This is a genomic window from Yaniella soli, from assembly GCF_054782375.1.
The window spans coordinates 22,198-34,396 of the sequence record NZ_BAAGSP010000002.1; the positions used below are offsets into that span (position 1 = coordinate 22,198).

The 12,199-nt window shown below is 59.5% G+C and carries 14 protein-coding genes; 7 read left to right on the forward strand and 7 right to left on the reverse strand.

All coding sequences use genetic code 11. From position 1 onward, the window contains the following. Positions 1-2: 2 nt before the first annotated feature. Positions 3-308 (reverse strand): DUF6480 family protein, encoded by a 306-nt coding sequence (locus ACYVJT_RS01165; RefSeq protein WP_343958849.1) that lies wholly within the window; start codon positions 306-308, stop codon positions 3-5. 89 nt (positions 309-397) lie between these two features. Between ACYVJT_RS01165 and ACYVJT_RS01170 the strand changes: the two genes are divergently transcribed. Next, on the forward strand, positions 398-598 hold the full coding sequence (locus ACYVJT_RS01170; RefSeq protein ID WP_343958846.1) for a hypothetical protein: 201 nt from the start codon (positions 398-400) through the stop codon (positions 596-598). An 89-nt stretch (positions 599-687) separates the two neighbouring features. Here the strand turns inward: ACYVJT_RS01170 and ACYVJT_RS01175 are convergent, their stop codons facing one another. The 3 genes from ACYVJT_RS01175 to ACYVJT_RS01185 form a co-directional block, all read right to left on the reverse strand. Then, positions 688-951 carry a hypothetical protein gene (locus ACYVJT_RS01175; protein ID WP_343958844.1) on the reverse strand — a complete coding sequence of 88 codons (264 nt, stop codon included), beginning with the start codon at positions 949-951 and terminating at the stop codon, positions 688-690. 97 nt (positions 952-1,048) lie between these two features. Continuing rightward, entirely contained in the window at positions 1,049-1,669 is a 621-nt protein-coding gene (locus ACYVJT_RS01180) for a response regulator (RefSeq protein ID WP_343958842.1), read from the reverse strand. Further along, positions 1,666-2,928, reverse strand: coding sequence for a sensor histidine kinase (locus ACYVJT_RS01185; RefSeq protein WP_343958839.1), 1,263 nt, complete (start codon positions 2,926-2,928; stop codon positions 1,666-1,668). The genes ACYVJT_RS01180 and ACYVJT_RS01185 overlap by 4 nt, the downstream gene beginning before the upstream one ends. A 229-nt stretch (positions 2,929-3,157) precedes the next feature. Between ACYVJT_RS01185 and ACYVJT_RS01190 the strand changes: the two genes are divergently transcribed. Continuing rightward, the gene (locus ACYVJT_RS01190; RefSeq protein ID WP_343958837.1) at positions 3,158-4,540 is read left to right on the forward strand and encodes a short-chain fatty acid transporter; all 1,383 of its coding nucleotides are present in this window, start codon (positions 3,158-3,160) and stop codon (positions 4,538-4,540) included. A 6-nt stretch (positions 4,541-4,546) separates the two neighbouring features. Here ACYVJT_RS01190 and ACYVJT_RS01195 read toward each other — a convergent pair whose 3' ends face one another. From ACYVJT_RS01195 to ACYVJT_RS01205, 3 genes are all read right to left on the reverse strand, one after another. Continuing rightward, positions 4,547-4,921, reverse strand: coding sequence for a DUF4440 domain-containing protein (locus ACYVJT_RS01195; protein ID WP_343958835.1), 375 nt, complete (start codon positions 4,919-4,921; stop codon positions 4,547-4,549). Positions 4,922-5,139: 218 nt separating this feature from the next. Then, a complete protein-coding gene (gene aroQ / locus ACYVJT_RS01200; protein ID WP_343958833.1) occupies positions 5,140-5,592 on the reverse strand; it encodes a type II 3-dehydroquinate dehydratase in 453 nt (150 codons plus the stop codon). Between the two features lie 43 nt (positions 5,593-5,635). Beyond that, entirely contained in the window at positions 5,636-6,388 is a 753-nt protein-coding gene (locus ACYVJT_RS01205) for an IclR family transcriptional regulator (RefSeq protein ID WP_343958831.1), read from the reverse strand. A gap of 155 nt (positions 6,389-6,543) precedes the next feature. On the opposite strand from ACYVJT_RS01205, the gene ACYVJT_RS01210 reads away from it, so the two are divergent. The 5 genes from ACYVJT_RS01210 to dctP are packed head-to-tail and all read left to right on the forward strand — an operon-like array spanning position 6,544 to position 12,194. Further along, on the forward strand, positions 6,544-7,446 hold the full coding sequence (locus ACYVJT_RS01210) for a shikimate dehydrogenase (RefSeq protein WP_343958902.1): 903 nt from the start codon (positions 6,544-6,546) through the stop codon (positions 7,444-7,446). Next, positions 7,443-9,284 carry a bifunctional sugar phosphate isomerase/epimerase/4-hydroxyphenylpyruvate dioxygenase family protein gene (locus ACYVJT_RS01215; RefSeq protein ID WP_343958829.1) on the forward strand — a complete coding sequence of 614 codons (1,842 nt, stop codon included), beginning with the start codon at positions 7,443-7,445 and terminating at the stop codon, positions 9,282-9,284. Before ACYVJT_RS01210 ends, ACYVJT_RS01215 begins: the two co-directional genes overlap by 4 nt. Positions 9,285-9,336: 52 nt before the next feature. After that, positions 9,337-9,894 carry a TRAP transporter small permease gene (locus ACYVJT_RS01220; protein WP_343958826.1) on the forward strand — a complete coding sequence of 186 codons (558 nt, stop codon included), beginning with the start codon at positions 9,337-9,339 and terminating at the stop codon, positions 9,892-9,894. Then, a complete protein-coding gene (locus ACYVJT_RS01225) occupies positions 9,891-11,165 on the forward strand; it encodes a TRAP transporter large permease (protein ID WP_343958824.1) in 1,275 nt (424 codons plus the stop codon). The genes ACYVJT_RS01220 and ACYVJT_RS01225 overlap by 4 nt, the downstream gene beginning before the upstream one ends. 15 nt (positions 11,166-11,180) lie before the next feature. Next, entirely contained in the window at positions 11,181-12,194 is a 1,014-nt protein-coding gene (gene dctP / locus ACYVJT_RS01230; protein ID WP_343958822.1) for a TRAP transporter substrate-binding protein DctP, read from the forward strand. Positions 12,195-12,199: the final 5 nt, after the last annotated feature.

Genomic DNA, 12,199 nt, shown 5'->3' on the forward strand with positions numbered 1-12,199 from the left:
GTTTAGTCCCAGAGGCCAATGGCGTAGGCGACAAAAACAAAGACGAGGATCAGCACCACGATGCCGATTACGATCAACATCGCTTTGGACCGCGGTGGACTGGCACTTGGGGTATGCGACGGTGTCGCAGATGCTGACTGGGAATCTGGTGGCGTGCTGCCTGGCCGCACGCCACCGCCGCCTTCGAGGTCAGGATCGCCATCAGGGTTGGGATCGAGATTCGGATTCTCGTGCGGTACCTCGAATGGTTTTTCGTCAGGTATACGGTTGGGATCTTGCTCGTGATGGTCTGGGTTTCGGTCGGTCACGACAACTCACCTCCGATGAGCAAACGAATGTCCTTTGACACTAAAGGCGCCCACCCCTGAGTACAAGGAATCGTCGTTCGCGCAAAATTGTGTCTACCCCGACGGGCAGAACGCTGCTTGCCGATTACGAACAGCGCGTGGCTGCCGCGGAGGCCGAACTCTTGGCCGGGCTCAATGGCGAGCACGACAACGCGGAAGTGTTCCGGGACCTGGTGAGTCGTCTGGCGATGAATATTCACCGTGCGGATCCGAATTCTGATCCCTGTCAGGCGCTGGACCACTTGGACTAGCGCGGCTTAAACAAAAGAATCAGCGGACATCCCGGTCACCCAGGAGCCCGCTGATTCTTGTGAAAATCTTGCCTGTGTCGATGAACTTGCTAGTACCTGTCGCGACCCGTCGAGAGTCTTCTCAGGCGACGAACCGCATCAAATACGAGGAGCGCAGCGAGCACGAACAGCACGTAACCGATGATGTCGGATTGGCCTGACACGGTGATAAACCGTACACCCATGCCGATCAGCAGCACGGTGCCGACAAGTTCTACTGGCACCATGAAAAAGCCCATGCGCGTCGGAGATTTTCCATGTTCGGGATCGGGTTGTTGAGGTTGCTGGTCTGTTCCAGTTTTCCGAGGAGTCATGAACGTTCCTCTCCTTTCACCCCTTCAATACACAGGATGTTATGCCCTCAACGGTAGTGCCCGGTGTGCAGCAGCGAAAGGGTTGGAACCCGGCAGGCTAGATCAGCCCGGTTTCCTTGGCGAGTGCGACGGCTCTAGCGCGGTTGTCGACGCCCAACTTGGTAAAGATATGGACGAGGTGGGATTTAACGGTGGCCTCGGCGACAAACAACTGTTGTGCCATTTCTTTGTTGGTGGCCCCGGTGGACAATAGTCGTAAGACTTCGCGTTCACGTTCGGTCAGCTCTGGTAGTGGGTTGCGCATTCCGGCCAGTACTCGCGATGTCATCTCTGGAGCCAGGACCGTCTGGCCGGCCGCGACCCGTGCAATACCGTCGGTGATCGTTTCGGGGGTCGCTTCTTTCAGCAGATAGCCCGACGCCCCAGCATCCATGGCCCCCAAGATGTCTGCGTCGCGATCATAGGTCGACAGAATCAGGACGTGGGGCGCGGGTTCCATGGCCCGCAGGGCCTTGGTGGTGTCGATGCCGTCGATGCCGTCACCCAGCCGTAAGTCGCACAGCACCACATCGGGCTGAAAATGTTCGGCAAGCGTCAGGGCCTCTTCCCCACTGGCGGCCTCGGCCACGATCGATACTTGACCACCGGTGTCGAGCACGGCGCGCAAACCGGTACGGACCACGGGATGGTCATCGACGAGCAGCACGGTGATGGTCATGGAGTCTCCTTGGATGCGGCGCGGATGGGTAGGTAGGCGGATAGTCTGGTGCCGTCCCCCGGTGCGGTCTCAATGTCGAGGCCCCCACCGAGTTCGCGAAGGCGGGTGCGCATAAATCGCAGCCCATACGAGTTGGTGGCGCTGCGTTCGGTACCGGCATCCAGGCTAGCGGGATCAAAACCTATCCCGTCGTCCACAATATCCAGCCGGATAGCGTCGCTCGCGTCGATGAGGTTCATCACGGCCAGAGTGGCTTGCGAATGTTCCCGGATGTTGCCCAGCGCAGACTGTGCAGCGCGCAGCAGTGCGACTTCAGCATCGGGGCTCAGTGCGGGCAGTGCGGAATCGGCGCGGAGTTCGGTGCGGATGCCGGTGGTTGTGCTCAGTCGTTCCAACATACCCTGCAGCGCGGTGGCCAACCCGTCATCATCGAGTTCTGCAGGGGCCAACGCGGCGATAATGCGGCGCACATCGGCCAGCGCGTCGGTGGCGACCGATTCCAGGTGCGCTAGTGTTTTTGTAGTGCTCGCGTCGGCGATGCGCCCTTGTTCCGCGTGGGCAATGAGGCGAATGGAAGACAGCCCTTGAGCGACGGTGTCGTGAATGTCGCGTGAGATGCGTGTGCGTTCTGCGAGCGCACCGGAGTGGCGTTGGGCCAGGGCGAGTTCATCCTGAAGTCGTGCGGTCTCATCCTGTGCGCGGGTCAAATGTTCCACGAGTTGTTGGCGAGCATCGGATTCACGCAGCAGCTCCAGGTAGCCTCGCGAGATGCCGAGCGCAAACACCCCGCCGATGAGCGGGCCGATAAGATTCGGGTAACTCGTGGTGCCGTGATGTAGCAGTGGCGCAGCCGCGGTCAGTGCATACACGAGCACCGAGAAGACCACTGCGCCGCGGCCCGGTAGCAAGTGCCCGGCGAGCAACCACAGTAAAAATGCGAGCCAAATGTATTCGGCAGTCGTCGCAACGGCACCCGCCCACAGCACGGCCAGCCCGATAAGCCACCAGCGCATCGGGGTGATGGAATCGGTGCGTTTGGGAATCCAGATCCCCGCGGTATGCCAAGCAAGGTACACCACGCCGACCCCGATGACCAGCCAGATCGGTGCGTCGGTCGTGTCAATACCTCGTGCCATGCCGATGATGGTCAGTACCACGGCAATGACGTGCTGGCCGATCGACATGGCACGGCGGGTGGCCCCGACCGCGGGACCTACCGGAGCGCCGGGATCTTGGAGTGGTGTATTGACGATGCCCATGGCGCTCATTATGCAACGGTTACCGCGAGTTTTCCAATGGCGCTGTGGCCAGTCCGGGGCATAGGTGGGCAAGGTGCTGTTAAAGACATACCCTCAGTACAACAGTCGGCGCCGGTGCTGGTCATCACCAACGCGACGGTAGTCGGCATACAACTTTTGATTGATACAGTATGATCTGCATCATAATTGGCCACTCTCCTTGCCGTCCTGACCTTGAGGAGATGCTGTCATGTCCAGCTCGAACACAGACACTAAAGAACACAAGGAAGGCACCGCGCTTTCCCGTGCCATGCGGCCCGTCAACCACGTCGTTGAACGCTTCATCCCGTCGTCTCTGGTCTTTTCGATCCTCCTGACCTTCATAGTCGTCGTCTTGGCGTTACTCCTCACGGAGACCGCACCCGGCGATCTGATCGTGCACTGGGGTGATGGCCTGGCCGGGCTTCTTGATTTCATCACTCAGATGGCACTGATCCTGCTGCTGGGCCACATTCTGGCGAACACCGGACCGGTTCGAGCAGCACTCGGATTTCTCGGCAACGTGCCCCGCACCGAACTGATGGCCTACGTTTTCGTATTTGTTGTCGCAGCCCTCGCCAGTCTCATCACGTGGGGACTCGGGCTGGTGGTTGGTGGGTTGTTAGCCCGCGAAGTCGCCTACCAGGGCAAGGCCAGGGGTCTTCGCTTGCACTTCCCCATGCTGGTAGCTTCAGGATTCGCAGGGTTTGTGGTCTGGCATATGGGCTATTCGGCCTCCGGGCCGCTCACGGCTGCCACCCCGGACTCATTCCTTGCAGAATCGCTGAACGGCCAGACCATTCCGATCAGCGAAACCGTGTTCTCCGGCTGGAACATGTTGGCCGCCGCCGCGACGATTCTCGTCGTCGGACTCGCACTGTTTCTCATCGCACCGCGCAAAGGCGACAAAATTGACGAACTCGAAGTCGACCTTCGCGAAACGGTCGACGACGGCCAAGAAGACATTGTCACGCCGGCCGATAAGCTCGATGCCAGCCGCATCGCAACCCTATTGGTCGGGTTGTTACTTGTTACCTACCTGGTCTTACATTTCAGCCGCGGCGGCACCCTGACTCTAGATACCGTCAACTGGTCTTTCCTGGCGTTGATTATGCTGCTGGTGCGCAACCCATTTGAACTCATCGCACTCACCAAGAACGCCGCCTCAAATGTCGGCGAAATCCTGTTGCAATTCCCACTGTACGCGGGCATTCTTGGGCTGATGGTCGGTTCGGGTCTCGTCCAGATCTTCTCAGATGCGTTCGTGTCGATTTCCAACCCGGTCACCTTCGGCATGCTGGCATTTTTGGCGGCCGGGCTGGTGAACTTTTTCGTCCCGTCCGGCGGCGGACAATTCGCTGTTCAAGGTCCGATCATGTTGTCAGCCGGCGCTGAGCTAGGCGTAGATCCAGAAATAACGATCATGGCGGTGTCCTACGGTGACCAGTGGACCAATATGATCCAACCATTTTGGGCCATCCCGCTCCTGGCTATTGCGGGCCTAAAAATGCGTGACATCCTCGGGTACACGACGGTCGTACTCATCGCGTCCGGGCTCGTATTCGCGGCCACCTTACTGCTGGTGTCTATATAACCGTGGTTATCGTTCTGGGATCGGGGTCTGCTGATAATGCGCGAGCCGCCAGACGCCGTCTGTGCGAACATAGACGCTGCCCATCAGCGCATGAAAATCGGATTCCCCTGCTCGGTGACCGGTGCCGGTATAGCGCAAGATCGCCTGATCTTCGCCCAGTGCGATAGCTTCTGGTGCATCAATCTCGTAGCCGTCCCACGTCGGTGCCTGAGCCAGGGAATCGATCACGGCATCGCGGTCAAATACGAACCCGTGGGCCAGGATCATGGCACCCTCATCAGTCATGATGCGCCCATAGAAATCGGCACCGGTGCCATCGCACAGCGATTGCCATCCCTGATGCTCGAGTTCAAGCAATTCGTACAGCAGCTCATCGTTCATGGTCCGAGCGTACCAATGAGAAGATGACGTTTTGGCACTCCCGATTACCAGACAAAAATACGTGCATATTTTTGTACTTCACGCTCTATTTTGATTTTCAGAAACGGCTGAGGCAGACCTCGCTACCGACTTGTCGTTCCCTGAGGCAATAACTCCGGCAATGAGCGCAGTTTTGATGTGCCCAATATTTCAGGGCATCTACACAGCCAAAACCAGTTCTATGAGTTCTCCCGGTGCGCGAGGGCTTGAATAGCTGCGTCATATCCGTAGGTTCCTAATCCCACGATGACACCGGCAGCAACCGGCGAAATGTAGGAGTGGTGACGGAACGACTCGCGGGCGTGCACGTTAGAAATATGGACTTCGATGGTCGGAACGAACGCCCCTGAAATTGCGTCGGCAAGCCCAACCGAAGTGTGGGTGTAGGCTCCGGCGTTCAGCACAACGCCCGCACTGGTACCATCGGCGACGGCACGGCCGGCTTCGTGGAGCCAGTCGATAAGTTCACCTTCGTGATTGGACTGTCGAAAGATCAGCTCTAGTCCGGATTCTTTCGCCACGACGTCACAACGCTCTTGGACATCAGCGAGCGTTTGGGTGCCGTAAGTATTCGGGTCGCGCAGGCCCAAAAGGTTCAGGTTTGGACCGTTGAGCACGTAGACAGTCGTCATAAAATTTCCTTCTCTTCTTCGTAGGACACTGTTCATACTGTAACTATGCTGCGGGCAGGGTAGCTGCTAATCGTTGGACCGCGTCGGCTAATGCCTGCCGGTGCACCAAGAGCCCGTCCTGATCCGCGCGGAATAAGGGTGCCGCAATCGCGACTGCACCAAGCACTGCACCACTTGGGCTTCGCACCGCGGTGGCCAGGGCATTCATCCCCAGGTCGACTTCTTCCCGCTGGTAGACACAGCCCTCGACGCGTGCCGCTTCCAACTGTGCCAGCAGTTCGTCTTGATCCGTGATCGTGTGCACGGTGCGAGCCTCGAGATGCAACTCGGCGACGACTTCGCGCATTTCCTCGGCGGGCAGTGCGGCAAGAATGGCCTTGCCCATTGACGACACATGCAGCGGCAACCGGTCACCGGGATCGGTGGTTTGGCGAAACTCTGGCCCATCGACAGTGTGGACGGTGACCGTGTCAGTGCCGTCGCGAACAGAAAACAGACACGATTCGTAGGTGACGCGAGACAATTCTTTCAACACGGGAAGCACCGCGCCGTCATAGCCCCGTGACGCCGAGATCTTCTGGCTGAGTTCAAAGACCTGCAGCCCGATGCGATACTGCTTGGTCGCGGGTTCAAACTCAGCGAAGCCGGCCTCGATCAGCGTATTGAGTAGCCGATATGCCGTGGAGAACGGCAGCCCGGACTCCTTGGCAAACACCGCGGCGGGAGCACCATGCGGGTACTGCCCCATCAATCGGAGCATATCCAGACCCTTCGTCAATGTTGAACTGCTACTCATACTCGACTCCTCAAAAGCGCTACCACGTGCGACACTTCCCGGAACTTCGCTGTACGCCTTGACACGTGCGTGTGGGATGTCACATAGTATAAGTTACCATTATTCAACAACGATTGCCATATATTGGCAATGGAGACGGCGAGACGGGCAAAATTATGGCAGAACACGGGTATCTCATGGGATTGATCGGTGACGGGGTGCGACCGTCACTCACCCCGCCGATGCATGAGCACGAGGCTACCGCTCACGGGCTGCGCTACGTCTATCGCCCCATTGATCTCACCGAGCTCGGGCTGCCCGCCACCGAGGTCGGACGCTTACTCACGACCGGCGTCGAGCTGGGTTTCGATGCATTCAACATCACCCACCCCTGCAAGCAGGTCGTGCTCGAGTTCCTCGACGAGATCGATCCTGCAGCGCAGCGTCTTGGAGCCTGCAATACGGTGCTCATCAATGACGGCAAGCTCGTGGGTTTCAATACCGATCGTTCGGGTTTCGCGTCGGGTCTGGCCCGCGAACTGCCCGATGCTGATCTCAGCGACGTCGTGCTGTTGGGTGCCGGTGGGGCCGGTTCCGCCGTCGCCGATGCATTGGCCGGTGCCGGAGTCGCGCGGCTATCGATCATCGACCCCGACCCGCAGCGCGCCGAGGCACTCATCGCTCAACTGAACGCAGCAGCTCCCGCGGGTCACGAGCTCGTGACCCGCACGGGCGAGGCTGAACAGGCGGCGCAGTGGATTCCGCAGGCCACGGGGCTGGTCAACGCCAGCCCGATCGGCATGTTTTCGCACCCCGGGCTGCCCGTCGATGCGACCATCCTGCATCCGGGATTATGGGTGGCAGACATTGTGTATCGTCCAGCGCGGACTGCGCTGATCGAGGCCGCCGCGGCACTGGGCTGCGCAGTCATGCCGGGCAAGGCCATGGCGGTGGGCCAAGCAGCCGATACGTTCCAGTTGGTCACCGGCCTTCAACCAGATCGTGACCGCATGCGCAGCCATCTCGACTGGCTCATTGCCGAAGAAGAACTCACCGGCGACCTGAAGGATCACACATGAAAACCTCCATTGCGACCGTGTGCCTTTCCGGCACCCTCGAAGAAAAAATGCAGGCCTGCGCCACAGCCGGTTTCGACGGCATTGAAGTGTTTGAAGCGGACCTGGTGGTCTCGCCGTCATCACCGGCCGAAATCAAGGCCCTCGCCGATCGTTTAGGGCTCACATTAGATCTGTACCAGCCCTTCCGCGACTTCGAAGGTGTCGAGGAAGCACAGTTTCAGGACAATCTGCGCCGTTTGGAAGCCAAGTTCCAGCTGATGCAAGAACTCGGTATGGATCTGGTGTTGGTGCCGTCCAATGCGGGCACCGCGACCGTCAACGACGATGCCGTGGTCGCCGATCAGCTGCGCCGCGCCGCCGAGCTGGCCCAACGCTATGACGTGCGCATCGCCTACGAGGCCCTGGCCTGGGGTCGGTTTGTCAACACGTACTGGCACAGCTGGGAGCTCGTGGAGGCCGCCGACCACCCGAATCTTGGCGTTTGTTTGGACTCGTTTCACATCCTCTCGCGTGATGATGATCCAGCGCGCATCACCGACATCCCCGCCGACAAAATCTTCTTCGTCCAGCTCGCCGATGCACCTGACCTGGGGATGGATCTACTGCCCTGGTCGCGCCACCACCGCGTATTCCCCGGCGAAGGCAGTTTCGACATGGTTGGTTTCATGGCGAAGTTGACCGAAACGGGCTACGACGGCCCCTTGTCGCTGGAAATCTTCAACGACGTCTTCCGGGAAACTGATCCGGTTCTGACGGCTGCCGACGGGCTGCGGTCACTGCGTTGGATTCAGCAAGGCGCACGTGGCCGGGTCACCGAGGCCGCCGCGGCACGCGTCGAGTTGGCGACCATGCCCAAAATCGATCCCGTCGAGACAATCGACCACGTCGAAATCAGCACCGACTCCCCCGACGAATGCGGTGCACTGCTCGGCGCGCTGGGATTCCGGTTCGCCGGTCAGCATCGTCGCAAGGCCCCCCAACTGTTCGTCGCCGACGGGGTCAAAGTCGTGTTGTCACCCACCCAGAGCGGTGGCACCTCCATCGCATCGGTCGCCGTCCAGGTTGCCGATAGTGCAAAGGCATTCGCCCGCGCACGAGCACTGGGCGCACCATTGGTTTCACGACCGGTCACCGCCGATGAAGTCCGGCTGCCGGGCGTCTTCAGCCCCGGCGGCACACAACTGTTTTTCGTCGACGAGCAGGCGGCCAGCTGGCCCACCGAATTCGGTTCGGATCCTGATAAACTCGCCCAGCATTCGGCGACGATGCGGCTGGATCACCTCAACGTGCCCGAAGCCTGGGATCACTTCGGGGCCTCCGTACTGTTCACATTAGCCATGTTGCGCATGGAACCGTTAGAGGCCCAAAATGTGGCCTCACCACGCGGACTCGTCCACTCCCAGGTACTCGAGTCTCCTCAAGGCGGTATTCGGTGGAACTTCAACCGCGTGCCGCGCACCTACACCGACCGTGCCGGCCAACCCGTCCGCTACCCCGGGCACATCGCCTTGGCCGTCGATGATCTCGAACAGCGCGCCCGCGAGGCCACCAGTGCCGGCCTGACGGTCTTGCCCATCCCGTCGAATTACTACGCCGACCTGAAAGCACGGTTCGGCCTCGACGACGCCACGGTCACCCGTTGGCAAGAGCTAGGCATCCTGTATGACCGCAATGCCGATGGCGAGTTTTTGCACTTGTACTCCGAAACCATCGGCGGACTGTTCTTCGAGCTCGTCCAACGCGTGGGGGCCTACAACGACTACGGTCCAGGCAATGCCGCAGTACGGTTGGCCGCGCAACAGCAGCACGAACAACTCACCCGCGCCTTCGGCGGCTAAAAACCAGCCAACATTTTCACACAGCCCATCATTCTCACAAGGAGGCCGTGCTATGGAGCACGCAGTCGAGCCTTTCGACTTCATGGGGAAGCGGCCACGGCCCACACCCCTGAAGGTGTTACAGAAGGTCGAAGAATACCTCGGCGCCACCCTGGTGCTGTTTATTCTCGTCCTACTCAGCATCCAGGTTGTCCAACGGTATCTGCCGGTCGCCACGTCACCCTGGATCGGCGAACTGTCCCGCTACTCACTGTTAGCACTAACGTTTTTGATGATCGGGTCACTGGTGGGCCAAGGACGCCACATCAGCATCGACGTGATCCTCAAAGTCGGGACGGACAAAACCCGTCGCCTGGTGATCATCATCTCGTCGATCATCGTCGCAATGTGCACGGCAGCCTACGCCCAGGAGTCCTTTTCCCTGGTCACCGCTGATACCGAACAGACGCTGGCCATCACCGGTATCCCGCTCTGGGTGCTGTACGTGATCCCCCTGCTGGCCTTCATTTCGGCCACCATCCAGGCACTGTTCAATATCGTCTACGCGCCCGAGGAAAACCTCGAACCGGTAGAAGACGCCTCCGACGCTGAGCTGAAGGACCATTCATGAGCCTATTGATTCTCGCCCTTGCGATCGCCGCACTGCTGGCCATTCGTGTTCCCGTCGGACTCGCGTTCCTCGGTCCATCGCTGATTTATATGTTGACGGCGGGCAACTCGCCCGGCTTTGCGATGCGCATTGCCGCAGAGGGCACCGCAAGCTTCCCGTTGCTAGCCGTGCCCCTGTTTATCCTGCTGGGTACGCTAGCCAATCACGCCGGGATTGCCGATCGCATCTTCGATTTCGCGCTGGCCATCCTGGGCCGCGTCCGCGGGAGCCTCGCCTACATCAACGTCGCCTCGAGTGTCGGCTTTGCATGGATGTCGGGTTCGGCGCTGGCCGACTCAGCCGCGCTGGGCAAAATTATGGTACCGACCATGGTGAAAAACGGTTTCAAACGCGACTTCGCGATCGGGCTGACCGCCTCGTCGACATTGATTTCACCCGTGATGCCGCCGTCGATTCCCGCGGTCATCTTCGCATCGGTCGCCACCGTCTCCACCGGTGCACTGTTTGCCGCATCCGTATTACCGGCGCTGTTACTGGCCGCAGCACTGTTAATTACCGTCTACATTTACGTACGCAAGAACAGCCAGCTACAGAAAACCCCGCGGTCCCGCGAAGAGATCAAAACGGCCTCGATCCGGGTCATCGGGCCCATCTTGACCCCCGTCATTATTCTCGGCGGGATCCTCGGTGGCATCTTCACCCCGACCGAAGCTGCGGCCATCGGTGCCGTCTACATTCTGATTCTCGGGTTTATCTACGGTACGCTGACCGTCAAAGGTGTGCTTCATGCGCTGCGGGAAACCGCGGTGACCACGGCATCCATCATGCTCATCATCGCCGCCGCTGCCCTGCTGGGCTGGGTCCTGTCCCGCGAACAAGTGCCACAAACACTGGCCGACCTCATGACGTCGAATATTTCCAGTCCGATCGTCTTTTTGCTCGTCGTCAACGTGCTGCTGGTCATCCTCGGCGCGTTCATCGATGCGACGGCCGTCATTTTGATTACCGTGCCCGTGTTGCTACCCATCGCGACCGAATTCGGCGTGGATCCGGTACACTTCGGCGTCATCATGATTCTTAACCTCATGATCGGCCTCCTCACCCCGCCGGTGGGCAGTGTGCTGTTCGTAATGAGTTCAGTACTCAAAACCCCGGTCGAACAAGTATTCAAGGGTGTGGCACCATTCCTCATCCCAATGGTCGCGGTGCTGCTACTGCTGACGTTCGTCCCGGGCATCGTTACCATCGTTCCAAATTTGCTTGGCTTCTGAGAGGCGGAACTTCCCATGAAACAACAGCACAGCTGGATTGCGTTTGGTCTCGGTACGGCACTGGTTGGCGGCACGCTGCTGGGCATACCGAGCCTGCACAACATGGCAACCGAAGGCTCCGAACAGCTCTCATTTGCCAGTTCGTACACGCTCAGCCACCCGCACAACACGTGTGGCACCGCCCTGGTGCAACAACAGATGAACGACACCGATGTGCAAATCCAGCCGTATCCCTCATCCCAACTGGGCGGCGACACCGACCGGTTCACCTCGATGATGAATGGCGACATCGATCTCGATCTGCAGGGCAGCTCGGCGCTCGCGTCGGTCTATGAGCCCATCGGGGTGATGGATATGGCCTACGTCTTTGATGATCCCGACCACCTGTTCCGCTGGTTCGATAGCGACGCGTCTGATGAGGTGATCGGCGGATTCGAAGAGGCCACCGGCACCAAGGTGTTGGACGTCTGGTATCAGGGTGATAGGACATTCTCAGCCAATCAGCCCATCCGCGAACCCTCGGATCTCGACGGGATTCGTCTGCGGTACCCGGGCTCGCCAGCACACCTCATGTCGGCCGATGCGATGGGTGTCGAACCCGTGAGCATCGCGGTCGAAGAGGTCTACATGGCGTTGCAGCAAGGGATCGCCGACGGGCAGGAAAACCCGATCGCCTACACCGCGGAAAACAGTCTCGATGAGGTCGTAGATTACGTCAGCCTGTCGCGTCACGCGGTGGGCAGTCAGCTCGTGGTGGTCGCCGGTGAAACCTGGGAACGTTTGACCGCGGACCAACAAGAGCAGTTGCAGACCGCCGTGACAGAAACGCGCAGCGAAAACCGTGCGTGTGCCGAAGCCGGGGAAGAAGAGGTTTTGACCCGCTGGAATGAGCAAGGCTCCCCCGTCGTCATCGAAGACGTCGATCGTGACGCCTTCCGTGAGCAAGCACTGAGCTATCTCGAAGAAAACCTCAGCGACGGCGAACTCGAAACACTCGAGAGCATCCGTTCGGTTTCAGAACAGAACTAGCGCGG

Excerpts from the sequence above, each read along its gene's own strand:
- ACYVJT_RS01175 (WP_343958844.1), bottom strand. The coding sequence starts at position 951 with ATGACTCCTCGGAAAACTGGAACAGACCAGCAACCTCAACAACCCGAT.
- ACYVJT_RS01180 (WP_343958842.1), bottom strand. The coding sequence starts at position 1,669 with ATGACCATCACCGTGCTGCTCGTCGATGACCATCCCGTGGTCCGTACC.
- ACYVJT_RS01185 (WP_343958839.1), bottom strand. The coding sequence starts at position 2,928 with ATGGGCATCGTCAATACACCACTCCAAGATCCCGGCGCTCCGGTAGGT.
- ACYVJT_RS01190 (WP_343958837.1), top strand. The coding sequence starts at position 3,158 with ATGTCCAGCTCGAACACAGACACTAAAGAACACAAGGAAGGCACCGCG.
- ACYVJT_RS01195 (WP_343958835.1), bottom strand. The coding sequence starts at position 4,921 with ATGAACGATGAGCTGCTGTACGAATTGCTTGAACTCGAGCATCAGGGA.
- aroQ (WP_343958833.1), bottom strand. The coding sequence starts at position 5,592 with ATGACGACTGTCTACGTGCTCAACGGTCCAAACCTGAACCTTTTGGGC.
- ACYVJT_RS01205 (WP_343958831.1), bottom strand. The coding sequence starts at position 6,388 with ATGAGTAGCAGTTCAACATTGACGAAGGGTCTGGATATGCTCCGATTG.
- ACYVJT_RS01210 (WP_343958902.1), top strand. The coding sequence starts at position 6,544 with ATGGCAGAACACGGGTATCTCATGGGATTGATCGGTGACGGGGTGCGA.
- ACYVJT_RS01215 (WP_343958829.1), top strand. The coding sequence starts at position 7,443 with ATGAAAACCTCCATTGCGACCGTGTGCCTTTCCGGCACCCTCGAAGAA.
- ACYVJT_RS01220 (WP_343958826.1), top strand. The coding sequence starts at position 9,337 with ATGGAGCACGCAGTCGAGCCTTTCGACTTCATGGGGAAGCGGCCACGG.
- ACYVJT_RS01225 (WP_343958824.1), top strand. The coding sequence starts at position 9,891 with ATGAGCCTATTGATTCTCGCCCTTGCGATCGCCGCACTGCTGGCCATT.
- dctP (WP_343958822.1), top strand. The coding sequence starts at position 11,181 with ATGAAACAACAGCACAGCTGGATTGCGTTTGGTCTCGGTACGGCACTG.